At 56.2% G+C, this 24,945-nt stretch carries 19 protein-coding genes; 10 read left to right on the top strand and 9 right to left on the bottom strand.

The window, feature by feature from the left end; all coding sequences use genetic code 11:
- The first annotated feature begins 53 nt into the window (after positions 1 to 53).
- Entirely contained in the window at positions 54 to 584 is a 531-nt protein-coding gene (locus ABSH60_RS19675) for a chorismate mutase (protein WP_390975440.1), read from the top strand.
- A gap of 57 nt (positions 585 to 641) precedes the next feature.
- Here the strand turns inward: ABSH60_RS19675 and ABSH60_RS19680 are convergent, their stop codons facing one another.
- Together ABSH60_RS19680 and ABSH60_RS19685 are read right to left on the bottom strand one after the other, a co-directional pair.
- Complete coding sequence (locus ABSH60_RS19680; protein WP_238485019.1) at positions 642 to 1,556, bottom strand: DMT family transporter; 915 nt, start codon at positions 1,554 to 1,556, stop codon at positions 642 to 644.
- Positions 1,553 to 2,146, bottom strand: coding sequence for a TetR/AcrR family transcriptional regulator (locus ABSH60_RS19685; protein ID WP_056777300.1), 594 nt, complete (start codon positions 2,144 to 2,146; stop codon positions 1,553 to 1,555). Before ABSH60_RS19685 ends, ABSH60_RS19680 begins: the two co-directional genes overlap by 4 nt.
- 200 nt (positions 2,147 to 2,346) lie before the next feature.
- On the opposite strand from ABSH60_RS19685, the gene ABSH60_RS19690 reads away from it, so the two are divergent.
- From ABSH60_RS19690 to ABSH60_RS19705, 4 genes are all read left to right on the top strand, one after another.
- Positions 2,347 to 2,772: a CopD family protein gene (locus tag ABSH60_RS19690; protein ID WP_390975442.1), complete on the top strand. Its 426-nt coding sequence runs from the start codon at positions 2,347 to 2,349 to the stop codon at positions 2,770 to 2,772.
- 196 nt (positions 2,773 to 2,968) lie between these two features.
- A complete protein-coding gene (locus tag ABSH60_RS19695; RefSeq protein ID WP_390975444.1) occupies positions 2,969 to 3,991 on the top strand; it encodes a substrate-binding domain-containing protein in 1,023 nt (340 codons plus the stop codon).
- A 156-nt stretch (positions 3,992 to 4,147) separates the two neighbouring features.
- Positions 4,148 to 5,191, top strand: a complete 1,044-nt coding sequence (locus ABSH60_RS19700) for an oxidoreductase (protein ID WP_056777292.1) — start codon at positions 4,148 to 4,150, stop codon at positions 5,189 to 5,191.
- 60 nt (positions 5,192 to 5,251) lie between these two features.
- Positions 5,252 to 6,262: a bile acid:sodium symporter gene (locus tag ABSH60_RS19705; protein WP_390975446.1), complete on the top strand. Its 1,011-nt coding sequence runs from the start codon at positions 5,252 to 5,254 to the stop codon at positions 6,260 to 6,262.
- A gap of 64 nt (positions 6,263 to 6,326) precedes the next feature.
- Here ABSH60_RS19705 and add read toward each other — a convergent pair whose 3' ends face one another.
- The 3 genes from add to malX all read right to left on the bottom strand — a co-directional run bounded on the left by add (position 6,327) and on the right by malX (position 10,391).
- Positions 6,327 to 7,325 carry an adenosine deaminase gene (gene add / locus ABSH60_RS19710; protein ID WP_056777285.1) on the bottom strand — a complete coding sequence of 333 codons (999 nt, stop codon included), beginning with the start codon at positions 7,323 to 7,325 and terminating at the stop codon, positions 6,327 to 6,329.
- A gap of 207 nt (positions 7,326 to 7,532) precedes the next feature.
- Positions 7,533 to 8,717 carry a PatB family C-S lyase gene (locus ABSH60_RS19715; protein ID WP_390975449.1) on the bottom strand — a complete coding sequence of 395 codons (1,185 nt, stop codon included), beginning with the start codon at positions 8,715 to 8,717 and terminating at the stop codon, positions 7,533 to 7,535.
- A gap of 60 nt (positions 8,718 to 8,777) precedes the next feature.
- Positions 8,778 to 10,391 (bottom strand): maltose/glucose-specific PTS transporter subunit IIBC, encoded by a 1,614-nt coding sequence (gene malX, locus ABSH60_RS19720; protein ID WP_056777271.1) that lies wholly within the window; start codon positions 10,389 to 10,391, stop codon positions 8,778 to 8,780.
- A 256-nt stretch (positions 10,392 to 10,647) separates the two neighbouring features.
- On the opposite strand from malX, the gene malI reads away from it, so the two are divergent.
- Positions 10,648 to 11,679 carry a Mal regulon transcriptional regulator MalI gene (malI, locus tag ABSH60_RS19725; protein ID WP_056777268.1) on the top strand — a complete coding sequence of 344 codons (1,032 nt, stop codon included), beginning with the start codon at positions 10,648 to 10,650 and terminating at the stop codon, positions 11,677 to 11,679.
- 100 nt (positions 11,680 to 11,779) lie between these two features.
- Here malI and araA read toward each other — a convergent pair whose 3' ends face one another.
- Positions 11,780 to 13,285: an L-arabinose isomerase gene (gene araA, locus ABSH60_RS19730; RefSeq protein WP_122095370.1), complete on the bottom strand. Its 1,506-nt coding sequence runs from the start codon at positions 13,283 to 13,285 to the stop codon at positions 11,780 to 11,782.
- A gap of 36 nt (positions 13,286 to 13,321) precedes the next feature.
- The gene (locus ABSH60_RS19735) at positions 13,322 to 15,001 is read right to left on the bottom strand and encodes a ribulokinase (RefSeq protein WP_390975452.1); all 1,680 of its coding nucleotides are present in this window, start codon (positions 14,999 to 15,001) and stop codon (positions 13,322 to 13,324) included.
- 416 nt (positions 15,002 to 15,417) lie between these two features.
- Here ABSH60_RS19735 and ABSH60_RS19740 point away from each other — a divergent pair, with 416 nt between their 5' ends.
- The 4 genes from ABSH60_RS19740 (at position 15,418) to araC (ending at position 20,258) form a co-directional block, all read left to right on the top strand.
- The gene (locus ABSH60_RS19740; RefSeq protein ID WP_056777260.1) at positions 15,418 to 16,404 is read left to right on the top strand and encodes an arabinose ABC transporter substrate-binding protein; all 987 of its coding nucleotides are present in this window, start codon (positions 15,418 to 15,420) and stop codon (positions 16,402 to 16,404) included.
- Positions 16,405 to 16,552: 148 nt separating this feature from the next.
- On the top strand, positions 16,553 to 18,136 hold the full coding sequence (araG, locus tag ABSH60_RS19745; RefSeq protein WP_122095368.1) for an L-arabinose ABC transporter ATP-binding protein AraG: 1,584 nt from the start codon (positions 16,553 to 16,555) through the stop codon (positions 18,134 to 18,136).
- 17 nt (positions 18,137 to 18,153) lie between these two features.
- Positions 18,154 to 19,158 (top strand): L-arabinose ABC transporter permease AraH, encoded by a 1,005-nt coding sequence (araH, locus tag ABSH60_RS19750; protein ID WP_056777255.1) that lies wholly within the window; start codon positions 18,154 to 18,156, stop codon positions 19,156 to 19,158.
- 176 nt (positions 19,159 to 19,334) lie between these two features.
- Complete coding sequence (gene araC / locus ABSH60_RS19755) at positions 19,335 to 20,258, top strand: arabinose operon transcriptional regulator AraC (RefSeq protein WP_056777252.1); 924 nt, start codon at positions 19,335 to 19,337, stop codon at positions 20,256 to 20,258.
- A 112-nt stretch (positions 20,259 to 20,370) separates the two neighbouring features.
- Here araC and ABSH60_RS19760 read toward each other — a convergent pair whose 3' ends face one another.
- Together ABSH60_RS19760 and ABSH60_RS19765 are read right to left on the bottom strand one after the other, a co-directional pair.
- Positions 20,371 to 22,314, bottom strand: coding sequence for an exoribonuclease II (locus tag ABSH60_RS19760; RefSeq protein ID WP_136375058.1), 1,944 nt, complete (start codon positions 22,312 to 22,314; stop codon positions 20,371 to 20,373).
- Between the two features lie 148 nt (positions 22,315 to 22,462).
- Positions 22,463 to 24,769, bottom strand: coding sequence for an FdhF/YdeP family oxidoreductase (locus tag ABSH60_RS19765; RefSeq protein WP_390975455.1), 2,307 nt, complete (start codon positions 24,767 to 24,769; stop codon positions 22,463 to 22,465).
- Between the last annotated feature and the right edge of the window lie 176 nt (positions 24,770 to 24,945).

Here is a 24,945-nt window from a genome sequence, read left to right on the forward strand (position 1 = left end):
ATTATTGCGGGTCTATGCTACTTTTTTTAACCCGTAATGATAAGGAATGAGTGATGCACCAGCTCGTGTTGTTTTTATCTTTGTTCTGCATGGCCAGTTCGGCTTTCGCCAGCCCCGATGCGGCGACTTCTCTGGCTTCAGCGATGAATCAGCGCATGGCGGTGATGAAAGATGTGGCGGGGTATAAAGCGGCCCATCATTTACCGGTTGAGGATTTGGTCAGGGAACAGAAAGTGCTGGCCGAAGCTCAGGAAGAGGCGGGGAAAGCGGGCGTGGATGCTCAGTCGGTCGCGCCGTTTATTCAGGCGCAGATGGATGCGGCGAAAGCCATTCAGTACCGCTATCTGGCGGACTGGCTGTCGCAGCCGGAACCTGAGTGGAAACCCGCCGATCTGGCGGACGTCAGAAAACGGATTTCACAGTACGACAAACTGATCCTCGACACGCTCAGCCAGCAACTGAATGCCGGAGGATTCAGCAAGGAAGAGCGTGCGCGGATGGTCAGCCTGCTCAACGCGCCGCACCTGAGTAATGCCGATAAACAGCGCCTGGCAGATTCACTGGGAATCATTAAACCTAAGTAAAACCCTTCACCCGGAGGGAATGGCGCACTTTTCGCTGCCATTCCCCCGTCTCTTGTTCTACGCCTGCGCCAGCCGGCGTCTCTTCACCGGCACCGTGATCCACAGCAGGCAGGCGACGATCAGGCCAATCCCCACCCAACCCAGAGCGGGCAGCCTTTCGCCGACTATCACCACCGCAAGCACCGCCGCAACGGCGGGTTCGAGCAGCGTAATGGTGGTCGCCATACTGGCGGGAATGCGCGCCAGCCCGTAGCCGTAACAGAGATAGCCGATAAACATCGGGACCAGCGCCATGTAAATGCCGACGGCGGCGTTATTCCATGAGGCCAGCAGCGGCGCGCCGGTGGCAAAAAGTACCGGCATCAGCATTATTCCGCCGAAGCCAAAGGTTGCCCCCATGGCGGTGCGCGAAGGAATGCCGCGCTGCATCAGATGACGCGCCGCCCAGGAGTAGAGCGCGTAGGTCAGACCGGCCAGCAGCCCGAGCGCAATGCCGGTGATCACCTCTGACTGCTGCGCCGTGGAGGAGGAGTGAGCACTTTCGGCCAGACAGAGCAGCACCATGCCTGCGACACCTGCCGCCGCGCCGGTCATCCAGCGGCGCGTCAGGCGTTGTCCGTCAAGACCATATTCAATCAGTGCAGACAGCAGCGGGGCGGAACCGATGGAAATCACCGTCCCGACCGTCACCCCCGCCAGATGCATGGAGGCATAAAACGCCAGCGGATACACCGCCACCGCCAGCGCCCCGGTCAGCAACATCCGCCAGTGATGGCGCAGCGTGGCGCGGTGACGGGCAATGCCCCGCAGGGCGATCAGCGCCTGCAACATGCCGCCAACGCCCATCGCCACCGCACCGATGGCAACGGCGCTGACGCCCGGCGCAAAGGTTGCCGCCGTTCCGGTGGTTCCCCACAACAGTGCGGCGATCAGTACGCCGCCCATGCCTGACATACGTTCACCGGGATTCATGCCTGCGTCGCCTCCATCATCTCTTCAGCCATCGCCATTGCCTGCCGGACACAATCGCCGTTGCCTTCAAGCCCCGCGCGGGACATGGCCCCTTCGAGCAGGAAGGAGAAGTGACGCGCCATCCGCTGTGCTTTGAGTTCATCGCCGTTAAGCAAAGTGAGAAGGTGGGCAGTCAGAATCGATTCCACCTGTTCTTTGTGCCCGCGCACCGCTGTTCTGCCGGGGGCGCCGGCGGGTAACTCCGCGGCGGCATTGAGTAATCCGCAACCGCGAAAGCCGCGCTCATAGGCAAATTCCGCGTGATCCTCATACGCCAGAAACACCGCCAGCACGCCTTCTCTGGCGTCAGAAGTCTGTTGCAGACGGCGGCTGTAGAGCATCAGCCATTCGTCGTGGCGGATCTCAATGTACGTGGCCACCAGTTCAGCTTTGGATTCGAAATTGTTGTAGAGGCTTTTTTTGGCCACACCGGCTTTTTTGACGATGGCATCAATGCCCGTCGCGGCGATGCCATCGTTATAAAACAACACTCTGGCCGCGCCCAGCAGGCGGTCGCGGGCGCTTTCTGCGGGAGAATCGGAGACTGGCATGGCGCAATTCCTTCGGGGTGAGTAAGTGGTAGGTATACCAGTCTACCTACTGGTGGCAAAAAACGAAAGGGCCAAAGTGGGCGGGTTAACCGTGCCTTTACTGGGGGAAAGAGACATAATCCGGTAAAAGCCGTTTGCAGACAGCAGGTTGGTTCTGTCCGGCAGAGCAATATGTCGTTAACTTTCAGAAGGAATAAAACATGCTTCATGAGTGGCTAAATGCCGTACACGTTATTGCAGGGGTGTTGTGGATTGGCGGAATGATGGGGATGGCGATGGTTTTCGCGGTCACCGGCAACGCGGCGGCGCAGGAGGCCAGCCAGGCGGCGCTGCTCGGCTATGTGCGCAAATGGAACCGCTGCGTCACCAGCCCGGCGATGCTTCTGCTGTGGATCGCCGGTGTCTGGATGATTGTCAGTTACGGCAAATTCCCGCACGCCTGGTTGCTGATCAAACTGCTGGTGGTGGTGGGACTTTCCGCCCTTCACGGCATGCTTTCCGGTGAACTTCGCCGCCGTGCAACCGGCCAGCCGACCAAAAACTTCGCCATTTTAGGTAAGGCGTCGGCAATTATCGTGGTGGCCGTGGCAGTGATCGGGGTGTTAGCGGTGATCAGACCCTTTTAATGGCGCGGCAGTGACCGGCTAAAACGGCCTTAACCGGCAATAAAAAATCCACGCTCAGACGTGGATTTTTTATTGGCATCAATTTCGTAACAAACACTAAACATTTTCAGCTTAACCCGCTGGCGGCGCTGTGAGAAACTGGCAATGATTGCGCAAACATTCTAATTTTTGACACCCGAAAACAGTGGGCAATGCTTTGAATAACACCCAAAAAACCTATAAGAATCGAACCCGTTCGGCCACGCTCGAAGATGTGGCGAAAGAAGCCGGTCTGTCACCGATGACGGTGAGCCGGGCGCTGAACAACCCGAAAGTGGTGCGCCCGGCGACCATCTCCCGCGTGATGGACGCGGTGAATATTACCGGCTACATCCCCAACATGCTGGCCGGTGGGCTGGCGACCAGCCGCACCAAGCTTATCGCGGTGGTGGTGCCGCAGATTAACAACAATATGTTTGTCGATACCGTGCAGGCGATAAGCGATGAGCTGGCGCTGCGCGGTTACCACATGCTGCTGTGCATTGTCGGCTACGAGCCGGAGGCGGAAACGGACATTGTGGCGACACTGCTTTCCCGCCGCCCGGACGGCATCGTGCTCACCGGTATTCATCACACCTCAGAACTGAAACGCATTATTCTCAACGCCAATATTCCGGTGGTTGAAATCTGGGATTTAACGCCCACGCCCATCGACATGCTGATCGGCTTCTCCCATGAAAAAGTCGGCAACGCGATTGGCGCGTATTTTCTGGATAAAGGCTTTACCCGCTTCGGCTTTATCTGTGCCTCTGACCGCCGCGCTGTGGTGCGGAAAAAGGGTGCGCAGGCGGTGTTGCGCACCCGGCCTGAGCATGAGATTGAAGAGCTGATTGTCTCCCGTCCGGCCAATATGGAAGTCGGGCGCAATGCGCTGCGTCAGATGATGGCGGACGGTAAACGTTTCGATGCCATTATTTGCAGTTCTGACACGCTGGCGCAGGGCGCGATTATGGAGGCGGAAGCGCAGGGGCTGCGGGTACCGGGCGATCTGTCAGTTATCGGCTTCGCAGACCTGAATTTTGCTGCCCATAACCGCCCGGCAATCACCACCGTCAGCGTGGATAAGTGGGAACTCGGGGTGAAGGCGGCCCGGATGCTGGCGGATAAAATCGAAGGCATTCCGGTGGCGGAAAGCGTGGTGGATCTCGGCTATTCGCTGGTGATCCGCGAATCCGCATAAGGCCTTCAGGGAATATCTCGCGGGGATTTATGCCTGCATCACAGCGGCTTATCACCTTTAGAAAACGTAATTTTAACTTGTTCGCCACCTTATCCTGGTGTCAAATCAGACACATTGCGTCCTGACGGGCAAGACCGTTAACAAAAGGAAAATACTATGTCTCAAACTCTGCGGGTTGGCCTCATCGGTTATGGCTTCGCCAGCAAAACCTTCCACTCACCGCTGATCGACGGCACGCCGGGTCTGGAACTGGCCGTGGTGTCGAGCAGTGATGCCGGAAAAGTGCATGCAGAATGGCCGCAGGTCAGGGTAGTGGATTCCCCTGAGAAAGTGTTTGCCGATCCGGATATCGATCTGGTGGTGATCCCCACGCCAAATACCACGCACTTCCCGCTGGCGAAACTGGCGCTGGAAGCGGGTAAGCACGTCATCGTCGATAAACCCTTTACCGTCACGCTGGAAGAGGCCCGCGAGCTGGATGCGCTGGCGCGTGAAAAAGGCAAAGTGCTGTCGGTGTTCCATAACCGCCGCTGGGACTCCGATTTCCTGACCGTGAAAACGCTGATCAACGAAGGTTCTCTTGGCGATATCGTTTATTTCGAATCGCATTACGATCGTTACAAACCGCAGGTGCTGGAACGCTGGCGTGAGAGCGCGGCGCAGGGCAGCGGCATATGGTATGACTTAGGATCGCATCTGCTGGATCAGGCATTGCAGTTGTTCGGTACGCCGGACACCTTACAGGCCGATCTGGCGGTGCTGCGCCCCGGCGGTAAAGCGGTGGATTATTTCAACGCCGTGCTGACCTATCCGCGCCGTCGCGTGGTGCTGCACAGTACCGTCTACGCCGTAGCCGAAACGGCGCGCTTTATCGTGCAGGGCGAAAAAGGCAGCTATGTGAAATTCGGGCTGGATCCTCAGGAAGATCGTCTGAAAGCGGGCGAACGTTTGCCGCAGGCTGACTGGGGTTACGACATGCGCGATGGCGTGGTGACGCTGAGCCATGACGGCGTGCTGGCGGAAAAATCACTGCTGACCCTGCCGGGCAACTATCCGGCCTATTACGCCGGTGTGCGTGATGCGATTAACGGACAGGGTGAAAATCCGGTGCCCGCGGGCGACGCTATCCGCGTGATGGAACTGATCGAACTGGGTATGCAATCTTCTGAGCAACGCGCGACGCTGAACGTCAAAAAATAAGTCGCCGTTGTTATTTTCACGAGGTGTTAACCGCACCTGTTTATCTGGCAAGGAAGGTCCATGTCCTGGTTAAAAATCGATAAGTTTTTGCTGATCCTGATCTGTGTGGTGGTGGTCGCGTCGTTCTTTCCTTGTGAAGGGATTTACAAAACGATCTTCGAACACCTGACCACCGCGGCCATCGCGCTGCTGTTCTTTATGCACGGCGCGAAGTTGTCCCGCGAAGCGATCATGTCGGGGATCGGCCACTGGCGTTTGCACGTTGTCGTTTTCCTCAGCACCTTCGCACTGTTCCCGCTGCTCGGTCTGGGAATGAAGTGGCTGTTGCCGGTGGGGATTTTAACCCCGACGCTGTATTACGGTTTTCTGTATCTCTGTGCGCTGCCTGCCACCGTGCAGTCGGCCATCGCCTACACCTCGGTGGCGGGCGGGAATATTCCGGCGGCCATTTGCAGTGCGTCGGCCTCCAGCATTCTCGGTGTTTTCCTTTCGCCGGTGCTGGTGGGCCTGCTGATGCATACGCAGGGCGGCACCAGCGATACGCTGCATGCCATCGGGTCGATCGTGTTGCAACTGATGGTACCTTTCATCATCGGGCATCTGTGCCGTCCGCTGATCGGGGGTTGGGTACAGCGACATAAGAAAATCGTTAACGTGACCGACCGCTCTTCCATCCTGCTGGTGGTGTACGTGGCCTTCAGCGCGGCGGTGGTTGAAGGGATCTGGCATCAGATTGACGGCTGGTCACTGCTGGCGGTGCTTGGTTGCTCGATTTTGCTGCTGACCATTGTGTTGATCATCAATACGTTTGTGGCGCGCTTGTTTGGCTTTAACACCAAAGATGAAATCACCATTGTCTTCTGCGGGTCGAAGAAGAGCCTGGCGAACGGGATCCCGATGGCGAACGTGTTGTTCCCGGCGGCAGCCGTCGGGGCGATGGTCTTACCGCTGATGATTTTCCACCAGATCCAGCTGATGGTGTGCGCGGTGCTGGCCTCACGTTATGCCAGACGTGTGGCGCGTGAAGACGCGGCTGCACGGGTGAAAAAAGAAGACGTGACATCAGCGTAACCGGCTGACAGAAAGACAAAAGGGCGAGAATCATTCTCGCCCTTTTTTATGGAGTCAGAAACGGTTACGCCGAGACTTTGTCGCGGATTGCCTGTTTTTCTGCATCGGTCAGGAAGGCCATGGTCAGGCCGTTTTCCTGCGCTTTGCGGATTTCATTTTGCGTCAGGCCCGCGGCTGGCGCGGCAACGTTGTACTCGTTGGCGATCTCAATGCCCTGAACCGCCGGGTCATCGGTATTGATCGACGCCAGAACGCCGTGACGCAGGAACGTCGCCAGCGGGTGCTGCTCAAGCGAGGCCACGGTGCTGGTTTGAATATTGGAGGTCAGGCAGGATTCGATACCAATCTGGTGCTTCGCCAGGAAATCCATCAGCGCCGGATCTTGCGCTGCTTTCACGCCGTGGCCGATACGCTCAGCGCCCAGTTCACGGATGGCCTGCCAGATGCTTTCAGGGCCTGCCGCCTCACCGGCGTGAACGGTAATACGCCAGCCTGCATCACGCGCGCGGTTAAAGTGGCTGAGGAAAAGACTGCCCGGAAAACCGAGTTCATCACCGGCCAGATCCAGCGCGGTAATACCGTCGCGGTGAGCCAGCAGGCCTTCGAGCTCCTGCACGCAGGCATCTTCACCAAAAGTACGGCTCAGAATACCGATCAGACGCACATCGATATCATGATTTTTTTGCCCTTCACGGATCCCTTCGATCACCGCTTCCACCACGCCGGCAACCGGCAAATTGTGATTCATCGCCATGTAGTACGGCGAGAAACGCAGCTCGGTGTAATGCAAACCGGCCTTCGCGGCATCTTCCACGTTTTCTTTAGCAACGCGACGGCAGGCGTCGATGTCGCCCAGCACTTTCACGCCCCAGTCCAGTTTTTGCAGGAAGCTGACCAGATCCGGTTCCGCGTGCATCACCTGCACGTGCGGGCGCAGGGCGTCGAGTTCGTCAGCAGGCAGGGTCAGATTAAACTGACGGCCTAAATCGAGAATGGTTTGAGCGCGAATGTTGCCATCAAGGTGGCGGTGGATATCAGTGAGGGGAAGGCGTGTGTCGATCATGGTGTGCACTCATTATTATTGAAATGTGCGGGGCATTATAACTGGATTTAGTTGCGCAACAAGGAAGGTTTTGGTTTTGCTCCCTCCCCGGCGATGAGGAGGGTTGGGGTGGGTGATGAAGAAAAACTCAGCCGTCTGCTGTGTGTGCTGGCATTGACATCGCCTGCAAACACGCCGTGCAGCCTCCCCCTTCGCAGGGGGAAGCGCTTACCGTAATGCTTTGATAACGCTGATTAATTTTTCAACTCCCGCTTCAACTTTCGAGCGCGGGCAGCCGACATTGAGACGCAGGAAACCGTTGCCTTCTTCACCGTAGGTATATCCCGGCATGATGGCGACTTTTTGATGTTCGATCAGCTCTTTTTGCAGCAGTTTGTCGTCAATGCCCAGCGGGCGCAGGTCGATCCACGCCAGATAAGTGGATTGCGGCGGCTGCCAGTTGAGGGCCGGGAACGCGGCATTCAGCTTGTCGGCCACATAGCGCAGATTGCCCTGCAAATAGTTGCGCAACGCATCCAGCCAGGGCTCCCCGGCCTGATAAGCAGCCACGTGAGCGTGGATCGCCAGCACTGCCGGAGAGGATAATCCGTCGCAGGCTTTGAGCTGATGCAGATAGGCCTCGCGCTGCGCTTTGTGGCTGATCAGCCCGTAAGCGCCGGTCAGCGCCGGAATGTTGAAGCTTTTCGAGCCGGAAGTCAGCAGCGCCCATTCGCCACGGCCGGTTTCATTCCACGGCGTATGCGTGTTGTCGCCCCAGACCATGTCCATGTGGATTTCATCGCTGATCACCCGCACGTTGTGGCGCTCACACAGTTCAGCAATCAGCGTCAGCTCTGCGCGCGTCCAGACTTTTCCGGTCGGGTTGTGCGGGCTGCATAACAGCAGCACTGAGCAGGTCGGCTGTGCCAGCAGCGTTTCCAGCTGGCGGGCATCCAGCGCCCAGTCGTTGCCCTTTTTGGTCAGCGGGCTGGACAGCATGGTGCGCTGATTGCCTTCCACCACTTTGAAAAATGCGTCGTAAGCGGGGGTGAAGGTCACCACGCCGTCGCCCGGCTGGCTCCACTGGCGGATCAGTTGCGCCACCATGTAAATCACCGACGGGCCGTATACCACCATGTCGCGATCGATCTGGCTGTTGAATCGCTGCTGATACCAGTGCGCGACCGCGCCGAGGAAATCGTCGTGCTGCCAGCGGCTGTAGCCGAGGACGCCGTGTTGCAGACGTTTTTGCAGGGCTTCGAGAATGCACGGCGCGGCGGCGAAATCCATGTCGGAGATGGTGAAGGGCAGTAAATCAGCGCTGCCAAAACGGTCAGCGACGTAATCCCACTGCGTACACCAGCTGCCGTGGCGATCCACCACGGTGGAAAAATCGAAAGAAGTTGAAGTCATTTTTCACTCCCTGAAGAAAGCTGAAAAGGGCGACACAAGGTCGCCCTGCGGATTCAATGCTTACGCCGTCACCCCTTGCGGAGCTGAATGGCTGGCCGCTTCGCGGATCAGATAATCCAGTTCATCTTTCACCGACTGTACCTGCGGCCCGATCACGACCTGCAAATTGTGGTCGTTGAGATGAACCACGCCAATGGCACGGTTAGCTTTCAGTGTTGCGTCATCCACCCGTGACATATCCGAGACGGAAAGGCGCAGGCGGGTGATACAGTTGTCCAGAGAGACGATATTTTCGGCACCGCCCAGCGCGCTGAGAATAGCCGGGACGTTGTAGCCAGATTTGCTGGAAGAAGGCACCGGCGCGGCGTCAGGCATACTTTCCGATTCGCGACCCGGCGTTTTGATATTAAAGCGCATGATGGAGAAGCGGAAGATGGCATAGTAAGCCGCAAACCAGATGGCTGCCACAACGGGTACCAGATACCATTTGGTTGCCGTGCCGTGCAGGATGCCAAAGACCACGAAATCGATGATGTTACCGTCGGTATTGCCGATGGTGACGCCCAGAACCGACATAATGGTGAAGCCCAGACCGGTCAGAATAGCGTGGATCACATACAGCACTGGCGCCACGAACAGGAACAGGAATTCGATCGGTTCTGTGGTGCCGCCCACCACGCACGCCACCACGCCGGAAATCAGCAGGCCTTTAATTTTATGACGGTTTTCAGGTTTCGCGCAGTGGTACATCGCCAGCGCTGCGCCCGGCAGGCCGCCGAGGAAGGCAGGCATTTTGCCCTGAGACAGGAACTGTGTGGCACTCTCAGAGAAACCGTGCGTGGTCGGGCAGGAAAGCTGTGCCTGGAAGATGGTCAGCGCGCCGCTCACTTCACGGCCACAGACATCCAGCGTACCGCCGGCTTCGGTGAAGCGGATCAGTGCCACCAGAATATGATGCAGACCGAACGGCAGCAGCAGACGTTCGCCGGAACCAAAAATCATCGGCCCGAACACGCCCGCGCCCTGAATCAGACGGCCAAGGCCATTGATGCCTGCGGCGAAGAACGGCCAGATAAGCGGGATCAGCAGACCGACTAAACCGAGCACCACGGTGGTGACGATAGGCACGAAACGGGTGCCGCCGAAGAAGGCCAGTGCATCCGGCAGGCGGATGGTGTTGTAGCGTTCATGCAGCATGTACACGATGATACCGACGATCACCGCGCCCAGAATACCGGTGTCGATAGACTGAATCCCGAGGATCATCTGGATGTTGTTGGCCTTCAGTACCGCAGGATCCACGGTCGGCAGCGTGCCGTTGGCGGTCAGGTAGAAGTTAATCGCCAGATTCAGCACCGCGAAGCCGACGAAGCCGGAAAACGCCGCAACGCCTTTGTTCTCACGCGCCATGCCCAGCGGGATTGCGATAGCGAACATCACCGGCAGGAAGCTGAACGCGAAGGAACCGACTTTGCTCATCCAGACGAAAATCAGCTGGAGGATCGGATTGCCCAGTGCGGGGAGCAGGGTCACCACATCGTGGCTGCTTAACGAGCTGCCGATGCCCAGCATGATGCCGCAAAACGACAGCAGAGCCACCGGCAGCATGAAGGTTTTACCCAGACTCTGGAAGAATTCCCAAAGCGTAATTTTTTGTTTTTTACTGGCAGGCATAGCTGCTCCCTGTAAGTGTTGGTGTTAGCTGTGTGTTGACGGCGCTAAAGATAAAACGTTTTACCTAAATAATACGTGGCGTGAATCACAATATTCGATAATTCGCTCTGTGCGGGGGATAGTGGCAGGTTTAACGTTTTACTCAATCCGGTGAATTAGGTATAACTGTCTGACCACGCTTATTTTTTAATGTTGTAAATAATGCGGGCGGGAAAGGATCCCGTTTTATGGAGTTTGAAATGAACGATGACGTCCAATGAATCATAAAAAAATCACGATTATTGACGTCGCGCAGCACGCGGGAGTTTCCGTCACCACGGTGTCACTGGTGCTGAGCGGCAAAGGACGAATTTCACAGACCACCTCTGAACGCGTAAACCGTGCGGTCGATGAACTGGGGTTTGTGCGCAACCGTCAGGCCAGTACGCTGCGCGGCGGTGAATCCGGCGTGGTCGGGCTGATTGTTCGCGATATCTGCGAGCCTTTTTATGCGGAAATGACCGCCGGGCTGAGCGAGATGTTTGAAGCGCAGGGCAAAGTGCTGTTTCTGCTGCAAAGCGGCTCAACCGGCAAGGGCCTTGAGCGCTGTTTTGATACCTTACTGACGCACGGCGTTGACGGCATCGTTATCGCCGGTGGGGTGAATTCGATTGCCGGGCTGAAAGAAAAAGCGGAAGAACATGGGGTGCCGCTGATCTGCGCGGCGCGCTCCGGCGGTATCGAAGGGGTGGATGTGGTGCGCCCGGACAACATGCTGGCCGCGAAAATGGCCACCGAATATCTGATCAAGCGCGGGCATAAACAGATCGCGTATCTTGGCGGCCTGAGTAATTCGCTCACCCGCGCCGAGCGGCTGGGCGGGTTCTGCGCCACGCTGTTGCAATACGGCCTGCCGTTTCGCAGTGAGTGGATCATCGAGTGTGATTATCAGCAGAAATGCGCCGCCGATGCAGCAGAAGCCTTGTTATCCCGTTACCCGAAAATCAGCGCCATCGTCTGCCATAAAGCCTCCGTTGCGCTCGGTGCCTATTTTGGCGTAATGCGTACCGGCACCCAGGTCGGCGGCGGCGCTGTTGATAACTTCTTCCAGCAAAAAGTCGCGCTGATCGGCATGGAGGATGCGCCGGAATCCGCGCTGACTGAGCCTCCGCTGACGTCAATCGTCAACTCGGCCAGGGAAATTGGTTATTCGGCGGCACGCCGGTTAATGCTGAGGATTGGGGGGCAAAATCTGGAAGCACAAAATATTATCGTCGCACCGGGGCTGGTGGAGAGGGAATCGGCGTAAGGCGGATTTCACAGCGGCGAAACAGACTCTGCGCGCCGCTGCGAAATCTCATCATGACTCAGCGTGATTCACATGGCCGCCGTGGCGACGGCCTGCGTGATTAACGGCTGCACAGCTTGTAATACACCTCATTCCAGCGGATCTGGTTTTTGAAGTCTGCCAGCGTCGTGTCGTTATCTATCACCAGCAACTCAATTCCGGAAAGCTCGGCATAAAGACGCAGCGCGTCGATATCCAGTGCCTGCGAGAATACCGTGTGGTGCGCGCCGCCGCCGAGGATCCAGGCTTCTGCTGCGGTAGCCAGTGAGGGCTGGGCTTTCCAGATAGCGCGGGCGACCGGCAGTTTTGGCAGCGGATGAGGCTGTTCGACGGTATCCACCAGATTGACCAGCAGACGGAAGCGATCGCCCATGTCGATGACGCTGGCGTTCACCGCCGGACCTGCCGGGGTGGAGAAGATCAGACGCGCCGGATCCGCTTTGCCGCCTATGCCGAGAAACTGCGCATCCAGCAACGGTTTTTCTTCTTTGGCAATCGACGGGCACACTTCCAGCATGTGCGAGCCCACCACCAGATCGTTCCCTGGTTTGAAGTGGTAGGTGTAATCTTCCATAAACGACGTGCCGCCTTTCAGGCCGCTGGCCATCACTTTCATGATGCGCAGCAGGGCAGACGTTTTCCAGTCGCCTTCGCCGCCAAAGCCGTAGCCTTTTTGCATCAGACGCTGTACCGCCAGCCCCGGCAGTTGTTTCATGCCGTGCAGATCTTCGAAGTTAGTGGTGAAGGCACCAAATTTGCCTTGCTCGAGGAAACGGGTCATGCCCAGTTCGATCTTCGCGGCGTCCAGCAGGTTTTCACGGCGTTCGCCGTTGACTTTGACCGTATCGGTGAGACGGTACGTGGCCTCGTACTCTTCCACCAGCGTATCCACGTCACCTTTGCTGACTTCGTTGATCACACTCACCAGATCGCCGATACCGTACGCGCTGACGGTGTAGCCAAACTGGATCTGTGCGGCCACTTTATCGCCTTCGGTCACTGCCACTTCACGCATGTTGTCGCCAAAACGCGCCACTTTCAGGTGCTGACTTTCATTTTTCGCCGCTGATACGCGCATCCACTGAGCGATACGGCGATGGGATTCACCGTCCTGCCAGTGCCCGGCCACCACGGAATGCTGCTGACGCATACGGGCACCGATGAAGCCAAATTCACGGCCACCGTGCGCAGTCTGGTTCAGGTTCATGAAGTCCATGTCCATGGTGTCCCACGGCACTTCGGCGTTGAACTGCGTATGGAACTGTAACAGCGGCTTGTGCAGGATGCTCAGGCCGGCGATCCACATTTTGGCCGGCGAGAAGGTGTGCAGCCAGGTGATGATCCCCACGCACGGGTTGTGGTAGTTGGCTTCGCGGCACAGGGCGGTGATTTCGTCCGGCGTGGTCACCAGGGGTTTAAGCACCAGCTTAATCGGCAAACCGGCTTCCGTGTTCAGGCCGTTCACCACTTTTTCGGCATTCTCTTTGACCTGACGTAACGTTTCCGGCCCGTACAGATGCTGACTGCCGATAGCGAACCACACTTCGAGATGTTTAAACGCGTCCATTTGTTACTCCTGAATATCGGATATGAGAAAGAGGAATTAATGCGTCGTCTTCGCTGCGAACAGCGGTTCAGTCGTGACACACCATTGCTGATAACGTTCGTACAGGCGCTGATATTGCTCGACGCGCTGCGGATCCGGCAGCAGCGTGCGTTCGATGCTGCAGGCCATTTTTTCCTGCGCGGCAGGCACGTCGCTGAATTCACCGGCGGCGACGGCGGCAAAGATCGCCGCACCCAGCGCACAGCACTGATCAGACGCGACAATTTGCAGCGGACGGTTCATGGCGTCGGCGCACACCTGCATGATGACCGGCGATTTACGCGCAATGCCGCCGAGGGTCAGGACGTTTTCCACCGGAATATCCTGCTGTTCGAAACACTCCATGATGGCGCGTGCGCCAAAGGCGGTGGCGGCGATAAAGCCCCCGAACAGTTCCGGCGCTTCGGTACCTAAATTGATATCGGTAATCACGCCTTTCAGGCGCTGGTTGGCAAACGGCGTACGGCGGCCGTTGAACCAGTCGAGCACCAGCGGCAGGTGATCCAGTTTCGGATTGGCGGCCCAGGCGGCGGTGAGATCCGACAGGAGGTTTTTTTGTAATGCGGATAACTGCGTTTGCAGTTCAGGATGGGTTTTTGCAGCCTGAATCAGCGGCCAGCTCAGCAGACGGCTGAACCAGGCGTACATGTCGCCAAAGGCAGACTGCCCGGCTTCCATCCCGATCATGTCCGGCACCACGCTGCCTTCGACCTGACCACAAATCCCGGCAATGGCACGATCGTTAACGCGGGCTTTATCGGCAATCAGAATGTCGCAGGTGGACGTGCCGATGACTTTCACCAGCGTATACGGCTGTGCGCCCGCACCGACGGCGCCCATATGGCAGTCGAATGCGCCGCCGGAAAGCACCACGCTTGCCGGTAAACCGAGGCGTGCTGCCCATTCAGGGGTGAGTGTACCGACGGCCTGTTCGGCAGTAACGGTATCGGTAAACAGCGGATACGGCAGGTTTTCGACCAGCAACGGATCAAGGGCGGCGAAGAAATCTTTCGGTGGCAGGCCGCCCCACGACGGATGCCAGAGCATTTTGTGCCCGGCGCTGCAACGTCCGCGGACCACTTTGTCCGGCGCGGTGGTGCCGGAAAGCAGGGCGGGCACCCAGTCGCACAGTTCAACCCACGACGCGGCGGCTTCTTTCACCGCGGCATCAGCGCGGGAAACGTGCAGGATTTTCGCCCAGAACCATTCGGAGGAGTAGACGCCGCCGATGTAGCGGGAGTAATCAGGGAAATCGCCGCTGCGGCACAGACGGTTGATCTCTTCGGCTTCTTCTATTGCCGTGTGATCTTTCCACAGCACGAACATGGCGTTCGGGTTTTCGGCAAATTCCGGGTTAAGCGCCAGAATGTTGCCCTGATGATCGACAGGCGCGGGTGTTGAGCCGGTGGAATCGACACCGATACCGACCACGCGGGCGGCGCGCTCATGGCCCAGGCGGGTCACCACGTTTTTTATCGCCTGTTCCATCGCTTCTATATAGTCGAGCGGGTGATGGCGGAACTGATTTTTAGCCGCATCACAGTAACGGCCTTCATTCCAGCGCGGGTAATACACGACATCCGTTTCTATCTCAGCACCCGTCTGACAATCAACCGCCAGTGCACGGACAGAATCGCTGCCAAAATCCAGACCAAGAGCAATCGCACCTTGCGTCATTCTTTCTCACTCCTTCAGGTTTGCCGTAGTCATTACGGCGGCGAATCGAATTGCTCTAACAGTAGGAGGATGTCAAAAAGGCAGTGAGGAGGCGTTAGCTGGAAGTATGCACAAATCTGCTCCCAATGATGTTTCTGTGAGGTTGGTCAAATGTTAGCGTTTGGCTAAAATCGCTATATCTATGCACATTCCTGCTGTTTTCCCGGCGTGTGATAGCGCTCTACATTCCGCTGCAAAATTACCGCTAAAACTTAACCCGTCTTACAAGAGAGTGTGACGTAAATCCGCTATACACAGGACTTCGGCGCATCCTCACTTTGTTTCCTTACGCTACTGATAACGTTTTCACGATGGCGGCAAACCACCAGATTTCAGAGCGCAATTGTGAAAAACAACAATAAAAGTCGGAGAACATCATGCATAAATTCACTAAGGCATTAGCGGCGGTAGGGTTAGCAGCCGTTATGTCACATTCAGCTATGGCAGCAGAAAATCCGAAGCTGGGTTTCCTGGTTAAACAGCCTGAAGAACCCTGGTTCCAGACTGAATGGCGCTTCGCCGATAAAGCCGGTAAAGACCTGAACTTCGAGGTCATTAAAATCGCCGTGCCGGATGGTGAAAAAACGTTGAATGCGATTGACAGTCTGGCGGCGAACGGCGCGAAAGGTTTTGTTATCTGTACGCCGGATCCCCGTCTCGGGCCTGCCATCATGGCGAAAGCGCGCAGCTATGACATGAAAGTGATCCAGGTGGATGACCAGTTCGTGAATGCCAAAGGCAAGCCAATGGAAGAAGTGCCGTTAGTGATGATGGCCGCGACCAAAATCGGCGAGCGTCAGGGGCAGGAACTGTATAAAGAGATGCAAAAACGTGGCTGGAAACCGGCTGAGACAGGCGTCATGGCCATCACCGCCGATGAGCTGGACACCGCACGTCGTCGTACTTCCGGTTCTATGGACGCGCTGAAAGCGGCCGGTTTCCCGGAAAAACAAATCTACAAAGTGCCGACCAAATCTAACGATATTCCTGGCGCACTGGATGCCGGTAACTCCCTGCTGGTGCAACATCCTGAAGTGAAAAACTGGCTGATCATCGGCATGAACGACAACACCGTGCTCGGTGGCGTGCGTGCAACGGAAGGTCAGGGCTTTAAAGCGGCGAACGTGATCGGCATCGGTATCAACGGTGTGGATGCGGTGAATGAGCTGTCGAAAAGCGCGCAAACCGGCTTCTACGGTTCCCTGTTACCCAGCCCGGATATCCACGGTTACAAAAGTATCCAGATGCTGAACGAATGGGTGACCAAAGGCGTTGAACCACCGAAATTCACCGAAGTGACTGACGTTGTGCTAATCACCCGCGACAACTTCAAAGAAGAATTGAAGAAAAAAGGGCTCATGTAATTTCCGGGATCATTTGAAAAGAGCATCAGATAACGCTGCTGCATAACGGACGACAGTTTTTTTTATAAGTTATTTATAAAAGGTTACGTACTGTTTTCTGCTGTGCAGTGGCGTGCATTCAACTTCACTTAATTTCCAGGTAGCCACTATGACTCAGCAATCTTCAACCAAGACGCCTTTGCTGAAACCGTCGCTGACGGAGTTTGATGCGGCCAAGCCGTATCTGGAATTCCATGACATTGGCAAAACTTTTCCGGGCGTGAAAGCGCTGGACGGAATTTCTTTCAATTGTTATGCCGGGCAAATTCACGCACTGATGGGCGAAAATGGCGCAGGTAAATCGACGCTGTTAAAAATCCTCAGCGGTAATTATCAGCCGTCGCAGGGCGTTATTCACATTAAAGGCCAGCCGGTCAGTTTTAATAAAACCACTGACGCACTTGATGCGGGCGTGGCGATTATTTATCAGGAATTACATCTGGTGCCGGAAATGACGGTGGCAGAAAACATTTACCTCGGACAATTGCCGAGCAAACACGGTTTTGTGAACCGTAAACTGCTGCGCTATGAAGCCAAAATTCAGCTCGAACACCTCGGGCTGGACATCAACCCGGATACGCCGCTCAAGTATCTCTCCATCGGTCAGTGGCAGATGGTGGAGATCGCCAAAGCCCTGGCGCGTAACGCCAAAATCATTGCCTTTGACGAGCCGACCAGTTCGCTCTCTGCCCGTGAAATCGAACAATTGTTCAGGGTTATCCGTGAGTTGCGTGCCGAAGGGCGCGTGATTTTGTATGTCTCCCACCGTATGGAAGAAATCTTCGCGTTAAGTGACGCTGTCACGGTGTTCAAGGATGGCCGCTATGTGCGTACCTTCGACGACATGACGCAGGTCGATAACAGCAAACTGGTGCAGGCGATGGTGGGCCGTAATCTGGATGATATATACGGTTACGCACCGCGTCCGCATGGCGAAATCCGTCTCGAACTGGATGAAGTCAAAGCGCCGGGCGTGAGAACGCCGGTCAGCCTGACGGTGCGTCAGGGGGAAATTGTCGGTCTGTTCGGGCTGGTCGGTGCAGGGCGCAGCGAGCTGATGAAAGGATTATTCGGCGGCACGCGCATAACCGGTGGCACACTGAGGCTGGACGGTGCGGTGATGAACATCCGTAAACCGGCGGATGCCATTCGTCAGGGCATCATGCTTTGCCCGGAAGACCGCAAGGCTGACGGCATCATTCCGGTTCACTCGGTGCGCGACAACATCAACATCAGTGCCCGCCGTAAAACGGTGAAAGCAGGGTGCCTGATCAACAACGCCTGGGAAGCGAAAAATGCGCGCAAGCATATCGAGGCGCTGAATATTAAAACCCCGAGCGATCAGCAGCTGATCATGAATTTGTCCGGCGGTAATCAGCAAAAAGCCATTCTTGGCCGCTGGTTATCGGAAGACATGAAAGTGATTTTGCTGGATGAACCGACGCGCGGCATTGACGTCGGCGCGAAACATGAAATTTATAACGTGATTTATTCTCTGGCAAAACAAGGCATTGCGGTGCTGTTTGCGTCCAGTGACTTACCGGAAGTGCTGGGTCTGGCCGACAGAATTGTGGTGATGCGCGAAGGCGCCATCTCCGGCGAACTGTCCCATGACGAAGCCACCGAAGAAAAAGCGCTGGGGCTCGCGATGTTGCGAACGCCAGACCTGACTTCTGCCCCTGACGCAGCCTGACCGAGGAGCAAAATATTATGTCGAGTATGACAACCAATTCCGCCAAACCGGATCAACCCTCAGCGGCTTCACGCGGCGGCCAGGGCCTGATGCGTATCTGGGACAGTTACGGCATGTTAGTGGTGTTCGCCGTGCTGTTCATCGCCTGTACCATTTTCGTGCCAAACTTCAGTTCTTTCATCAACATGAAAGGTCTGGGGCTGGCGATTTCAATGTCCGGGATGGTCGCTTGCGGCATGCTGTTCTGTCTGGCCTCCGGTGATTTCGATTTGTCCGTGGCATCGGTCATTGCCTGCGCGGGTGTCACCACGGCGGTGGTGATTAACCTCACCGAAAGCCTGTGGATTGGCGTCGGTGCGGGGCTGGTGCTGGGGATGCTGACCGGTTTACTTAACGGTTTCGTGATCGCCCGGCTGAAAATCAATGCCCTGATCACCACGCTGGCAACCATGCAGATTGTGCGCGGTCTGGCGTATATCATTTCCGACGGTAAAGCGGTCGGTATCGAAGATGAGCGTTTCTTCGCCCTCGGTTATGCCAACTGGTTCGGGCTGCCTGCACCGATCTGGCTGACCGTCGGCTGCCTGATTATCTTCGGGCTGCTGCTCAACAAAACCACTTTCGGGCGTAACACGCTGGCGATTGGCGGTAATGAGGACGCGGCGCGTCTGGCCGGTGTGCCGGTGGTGCGTACCAAAATCATCATTTTCATGTTGTCCGGGCTGGTGTCGGCGGCAGCGGGGATCATTCTGGCGTCGCGTATGACCAGCGGCCAGCCAATGACATCGCTGGGCTTTGAGCTGATCGTTATCTCTGCCTGTGTGCTGGGTGGCGTTTCACTGAAGGGCGGTATTGGCAAGATTTCCTACGTGGTATCCGGGATCCTGATCCTCGGTACGGTTGAAAATGCCATGAACCTGCTGAACATTTCCCCGTTCTCGCAGTACGTGGTGCGTGGCTTGATCTTGCTGGCGGCGGTGATCTTCGACCGCTACAAGCAGAAAGCGAAAAAGACACTGTAAACCGGTTTTGTGATAACGCTTTCACCGCGCTTTTTTCACGGCATTTAACGCTTTCAGGGGTTAAGTGCCGTAAAAACGCGTGGTTGTTCACAAATTGATAACCTTTACTGGCAGCGTTTTCACCGCCGATTAGAATAGATGAAAAATCCATAGCCACGTGATGTTCAGGAGGTTCGATGTATCACCGCATGATTCAGGATCAGCAGCAAAATCCGCTGTTACCGGGTTACAGTTTTAATGCTTATCTGGTCGCCGGAATGACACCGATCCTTGCTGATGGCCCGCTGGATTTCGCCATTGACCGCCCCGGCGGCATGAAAGGCTTTATTCTCAACCTGACGGTAAAAGGCCAGGGGAAAGTTTTTGACGGCGAGGATACCTTTTATTGCAACCCCGGCGATCTGTTGCTGTTCCCGCCGAAAGCGCGCCATCTTTACAGCCGCTCGGCTAATGCAGACTCCTGGTATCACCGCTGGGTCTATTTCCGTCCGCGCGCCTACTGGGCCGACTGGCTGGAATGGCACACCAAAACCCGCGACGTCGGGCGCCTCTCTTTGCCGAATAACACCCTGTTGCTGGAATTCGACCGGCTGTTCGCAAATATCGAACAGACGCAAAAATCAGGCCGCCGTTTTTGCGAAGAACTGGGCATGAACCTGCTCGAACGTCTGCTGCTGCGCGCAATGGAAGAAGACCCGCAGAGCCCGCAAAAAATCATGGATCCGCGCGTTATCGAAGCCTGTCAGTTTATTACCGGTAATCTGGCTGGTGAGCTGCGTATTGATGAAGTCGCCCGCCATGTCTGCCTGTCGCCATCTCGGCTGGCGCATTTGTTCCGCGAGCAGGTGGGGATTAACATTCTCCGCTGGCGGGAAGATCAGCGGGTGATCCGCGCCAAACTGCTGTTGCAGACGACGCAGGAGTCGATTGCGACCATCGGGCGCGTGGTGGGGTATGACGATCAGCTGTACTTCTCAAGGGTATTTCGCAAGCGGGTGGGGGTCAGCCCGAGTGATTTCCGCCGCCGCAGCGTCGAGATCAATTACCCGGCAAAGCCTTACCGGGCGCAGGCGGATAATGCGGTGGCTTATCACTTCTGAGCTTCACACAGCCTGAACAGTGATGAGCAAAATTCAGACGAACGTTGACAAAGCAGACAAAAAAAAGCCGGTATAAAAACCGGCTTTTCTCTTTTTAACGTACTGACGAAAGTTACGCCGCAGGTCGGGCGATCACATTTCGGTTTTCCATGCGCACTTCCGCAATCGTCACATCAATGATGTCACTCTGGCGGTAGGCCACTTCGCCTTTAATCAGCACGGTGCCGGTGTCAGCGCTGCACACCAGCTCGTCGCGCACGCTGTGCAGGAACGGAGCAGGAATGAACGCCACGGCGCCGATATCTTGCAGACGGATACGCAGGCCGCCGCGGGTCACATCGATAATTTCAGCGCTGAACTTCACCTCAGTACCGACTTTATCTTCCAGATAACGGGCGTACAGCCAGTCACCGACATCACGCTCTGCCATGCGGTTCGCACGACGGCGTTCTGCCAGCTGTACGGTCATCTCATCCTGAGGTTTCTCAGCAGACTGTTGCAGGATCATCGCTTTCAGCAAGCGGTGGTTCACCATATCGCCGTATTTACGGATGGGTGACGTCCAGGTGGCGTAAGCTTCCAGACCCAGACCAAAGTGCGGCCCCGGCGTGGTGCTGATTTCTGCAAAGGTCTGGAAACGACGAATGCGGCTGTCGAGGAACTGCGTTGGCAAGGCATCAAGCTTACGGCGCAAGGCGCAGAAGCCCGGCAGTGTCAGCATCTCTTCGGCGTTGGCTTGCACGTCATTGGCCTGCAACACGGTGACCGCGTTCTCAACCAGCAGCGGATCAAAACCGGTATGCACGTTGTAAACGCCAAAACCGAGGCTGTCGCGCAGGGCGATGGCGGCGCAGACGTTGGCGGCAATCATCGATTCTTCCACGATGCGGTTAGCGATGCGGCGATGCTCGGCGACGATTTCCAGCACGTTGCCTTTCTCACCCAGCACGAAGCGGTAATCAGGACGATCTTTAAACACCAGCGCGTGCTCAGTACGCCATGCGCTGCGCACGTCACAGACGCGTTTCAGCAGGCGGATCTGCGAGGCGATCACCTCACTGGCCGGCTGCCATTCGCTTTTCTCTTCGGTTTCCAGCCAGTCAGACACGTTATCGTAAGCCAGCTTGGCTTTGGACTCGATGGTCGCGGCGAAGAAACGAATGTCACTGCCCAGGGTGCCATCGGTGCTGAGCGTCACAGAGCACGCCAGAACCGGACGGCTGACATCCGGCCACAGTGAACAGATGTCGTCGGACAATTCACGCGGCAGCATCGGGATGTTAAAGCCCGGCAGATAGTTGGTGAATGCGCGTTTTTTAGCAATATTGTCGAGATCGCTGCCTTCTGCTACATAAGCTGTCGGGTCAGCAATCGCGATGGTCATTTGCAGGGTGCCGTCGCCGTTGTCTTTGACATACAGCGCGTCATCCATGTCCTGCGTGCTGCCGCTGTCGATGGTGACAAACGGCAGGGCAGTCAGATCTTCGCGGGTCAGGCCTTCGTCGCGCAATTCGGCGATGTCAGATTTTGGTGCCTCGCGTTCAAGATTATGACGTGCCAGTGTCACCCACCACGGCGCGAGATCGTCAGTGCCGGTGGTGATCCACTCGGTGATTTCAGCCTGGAAGCTGTGATCACCTTCTTTCAGCGGGTGGCGGCGCATTTCAGCCACACACCAGTCGCCGTCGCTCACTTCATGATTAATGTTACGGGCAACGCGGCACTGAATGGAATCACGTAATAAAGGGTGATCGGGAAGAATAGTAAGACGGTCGTCTTTTTTGGTCACACGACCCACAAAACGGCTGAGGAAAGGTTCAACCAGGGTTTCCGGCTGGACGACTTCACGCTCTTTTTCGGTTTGCAGTGAGGCGATCACGCGGTCACCGTGCATGACTTTTTTCATGTACGGAGGCGGAATGAAATAGCTTTTTTGGCCGTCTACTTCAAGAAAGCCAAAGCCTTTCTCAGTGCCTTTCACAATGCCTTCGACACGTGGAGTCTGAGAGTGAAGTTGCTGTTTTAGCTGCGCGAGCAGCGGGTTATCTTGAAACATATCGTCCAGAGAATTGGGGGTTAATGTGGCTCGATTAGCGGCAGACAGTTTTACGCGATCTGGCACCGTCGGGCAAGCTCTTATCCCCCCTTTCGCCTCATAACGCCGACGCGAAAGGGAGGATTTACGGCACACCCCGCAAAAGGGATCAGGCGATACGTTGCAGATCGACTGTTTGTTCACAGCGACGGATTGTCACCGGCACCGCTTTTGAGGTCGGGGTGTGGGTCTGATCGCCAAAACTCGACATCGGCACCAGCGGGTTGGTTTCCGGATAATAGGCCGCCAGATTGCCGCGCGGAATGTCGTAGCTCACCAGTTTGAAACCGCTGACTTTGCGCTCAACGCCATCGTTCCACAGCGTTTCGATTTCCACCAGTTCACCGTCTTTCAGCCCTAAATCGGCCAGATCCTGCGGGTGAATAAACAGCACTTCACGCTGGCCATAGACGCCACGGTAACGGTCATCAAGGCCGTAAATCGTGGTGTTGTACTGGTCATGGGAACGAAGGGTCTGCAGCGTAAACGGCGCATTGCGATCGCCCATCGGGATCAGCACATCAGGCAACGGCGCGGCGCTGAAATTCGCCTTGCCGCTCAGGGTGTTGAAATTCAGTTCTGCCGCCGCATTGCCCAGATAGAACCCGCCTTTAATGTCGCAGCGCGCATTAAAGTCTTTAAAGCCAGGAATGGTCGCTTCGATGTGATCGCGGATCAGATTGTAATCATCCGCCAGCGCCATCCAGTCGAGGTATTTGTCGCCGAGAACCGCATCGGCGATACCGCAGACAATGGCCGTTTCGGAACGCTGTTCTTTGGATAACGGAATACCCACGCCTTCGGACGCATGCACCATGCTGAAAGAGTCTTCGACGGTGATGAACTGCGAACCGGTGGCCTGCATGTCCAGCTCGGTACGTCCCAGGGTTGGCAGGATCAGCGCTTCGTGGCCCGGCGTCAGGTGGCTGCGATTCAGTTTGGTACTGATCTGCACCGACAGTTCAAGATTGCTCAGCGCCTGGAGGGTACGTGGCGTATCCGGTGCCGCCGCCGCGAGATTCCCGCCAAGGCAGATCAGCACTTTCGCTTCTTTACTCAGCATGGCTTCCAGCGCTTCTACGGTGTTGTGGCCCGGAGTCCGCGGTGGGGTGAAATGGTAATGTTTTTCCATCGCATCCAGCAGGGCTTTCGGCGCTTTTTCGTCGATACCCATGGTGCGGTTACCCTGCACATTACTGTGGCCACGCACCGGACAAAGCCCCGCGCCCGGTTTACCCAACTGACCAAACAGCAGTTGCAGGTTGGTGATTTCACGCACGGTCGGCACGGAATGCTTGTGCTGAGTAATGCCCATCGCCCAGGTACAGATCACGCGTTCGGCGTGCATATAAATAGCCGCGGCTTCGCGCAGATCCTGCTCGCTCAGGCCAGACTGTTCAGTGATTTTTTCCCAGCTGGTGGCATCCACTATTGCCAGATACTCGTCCACGCCAGCGCTGTTTTGCGCAATAAACGCGTCATCGAACAGGGACGGCTGGCCGGAGGCAATGCGCTCGCGGTGAGTTTGTAACAGCGCTTTGACGATGCCGCGTACGGCCGCCATATCGCCACCCAGATTTGGCTGGTAATAGGCGGAGCTGATGCGACCGGCTTTCGGTGTGACCACTTCCAGCGGTTTTTGTGGATCGGCAAAACGCTCCAGACCACGTTCGCGCAGGGTGTTAAAGCTGACCACTTTCGCGCCGCGATCGGCTGCGTGACGCAGGCTGTGCAGCATACGCGGGTGGTTGGTTCCCGGATTCTGCCCGAAGACGAAAATGGCATCGGCTTTTTCAAAGTCGTCCAGACGGACCGTGCCTTTGCCGACGCCGATGCTCTGTTTCAGGCCAACGCCGCTGGCTTCATGGCACATGTTGGAACAGTCAGGGAAGTTGTTGGTGCCGAACATGCGGCCAAACACCTGATACAGATATGAAGCTTCGTTGCTGGCGCGTCCGGAGGTATAAAAATCGGCCTGGTCCGGGCTTTCCAGACCTTTCAGATGGCTGGCGATCAGCGAAAAGGCAGCATCCCAGCTGATCGGTTCGTAATGGTCGGTGGTGCGGTTGTAGCGCATCGGGTGGGTCAGACGTCCCTGATATTCCAGGAAATAATCGCTCTGCTCACGCAGTTTGCTCACGCTGTGCTGGGCGAAAAACTCCGGTTCGACGGCTTTACGGGTGGCTTCCCAGCTGACGGCTTTCGCCCCGTTTTCGCAGAAGCTGAACGTACTGTGATTATCATCGCCCCAGGCGCAGCCCGGACAGTCAAAACCGCGACCTTTGTTAACACGCATCAGGTTACGTAAGTTTGAGAGGACTTTTTTACTGTCGAAGACGAAACGGGTGGTGGATTCTAATGCACCCCAGCCACCGGCCGCGCCGTGGTAGGGTTTGATCTCAGTTTTGAATTTCATAATTATGCTTCGCAGGTGGTTTTTATTCTGGTCTGGAAACAATCGGATCGGCAAAATGTTAATCGGATTGTTAATTTTATGTCACAAGTTTAGGAGGGCGAGGGGAATACGTCTAATCGAATGCCGTGATGGTGTGATAGATAACCTCTATGGCGCAAAAAGTTCGGCGCGAAATC

This window comes from Rahnella sp. R3(2024) (assembly GCF_042920125.1).
In the GTDB taxonomy this organism is placed as follows: Bacteria; Pseudomonadota; Gammaproteobacteria; order Enterobacterales; family Enterobacteriaceae; genus Rahnella; species Rahnella rivi.

Excerpts from the sequence above, each read along its gene's own strand:
- ABSH60_RS19675 (WP_390975440.1), top strand. The coding sequence starts at position 54 with ATGCACCAGCTCGTGTTGTTTTTATCTTTGTTCTGCATGGCCAGTTCG.
- ABSH60_RS19680 (WP_238485019.1), bottom strand. The coding sequence starts at position 1,556 with ATGAATCCCGGTGAACGTATGTCAGGCATGGGCGGCGTACTGATCGCC.
- ABSH60_RS19685 (WP_056777300.1), bottom strand. The coding sequence starts at position 2,146 with ATGCCAGTCTCCGATTCTCCCGCAGAAAGCGCCCGCGACCGCCTGCTG.
- ABSH60_RS19690 (WP_390975442.1), top strand. The coding sequence starts at position 2,347 with ATGCTTCATGAGTGGCTAAATGCCGTACACGTTATTGCAGGGGTGTTG.
- ABSH60_RS19700 (WP_056777292.1), top strand. The coding sequence starts at position 4,148 with ATGTCTCAAACTCTGCGGGTTGGCCTCATCGGTTATGGCTTCGCCAGC.
- ABSH60_RS19705 (WP_390975446.1), top strand. The coding sequence starts at position 5,252 with ATGTCCTGGTTAAAAATCGATAAGTTTTTGCTGATCCTGATCTGTGTG.
- add (WP_056777285.1), bottom strand. The coding sequence starts at position 7,325 with ATGATCGACACACGCCTTCCCCTCACTGATATCCACCGCCACCTTGAT.
- ABSH60_RS19715 (WP_390975449.1), bottom strand. The coding sequence starts at position 8,717 with ATGACTTCAACTTCTTTCGATTTTTCCACCGTGGTGGATCGCCACGGC.
- malX (WP_056777271.1), bottom strand. The coding sequence starts at position 10,391 with ATGCCTGCCAGTAAAAAACAAAAAATTACGCTTTGGGAATTCTTCCAG.
- malI (WP_056777268.1), top strand. The coding sequence starts at position 10,648 with ATGAATCATAAAAAAATCACGATTATTGACGTCGCGCAGCACGCGGGA.
- araA (WP_122095370.1), bottom strand. The coding sequence starts at position 13,285 with ATGGACGCGTTTAAACATCTCGAAGTGTGGTTCGCTATCGGCAGTCAG.
- ABSH60_RS19735 (WP_390975452.1), bottom strand. The coding sequence starts at position 15,001 with ATGACGCAAGGTGCGATTGCTCTTGGTCTGGATTTTGGCAGCGATTCT.
- ABSH60_RS19740 (WP_056777260.1), top strand. The coding sequence starts at position 15,418 with ATGCATAAATTCACTAAGGCATTAGCGGCGGTAGGGTTAGCAGCCGTT.
- araG (WP_122095368.1), top strand. The coding sequence starts at position 16,553 with ATGACTCAGCAATCTTCAACCAAGACGCCTTTGCTGAAACCGTCGCTG.
- araH (WP_056777255.1), top strand. The coding sequence starts at position 18,154 with ATGTCGAGTATGACAACCAATTCCGCCAAACCGGATCAACCCTCAGCG.
- araC (WP_056777252.1), top strand. The coding sequence starts at position 19,335 with ATGTATCACCGCATGATTCAGGATCAGCAGCAAAATCCGCTGTTACCG.
- ABSH60_RS19760 (WP_136375058.1), bottom strand. The coding sequence starts at position 22,314 with ATGTTTCAAGATAACCCGCTGCTCGCGCAGCTAAAACAGCAACTTCAC.
- ABSH60_RS19765 (WP_390975455.1), bottom strand. The coding sequence starts at position 24,769 with ATGAAATTCAAAACTGAGATCAAACCCTACCACGGCGCGGCCGGTGGC.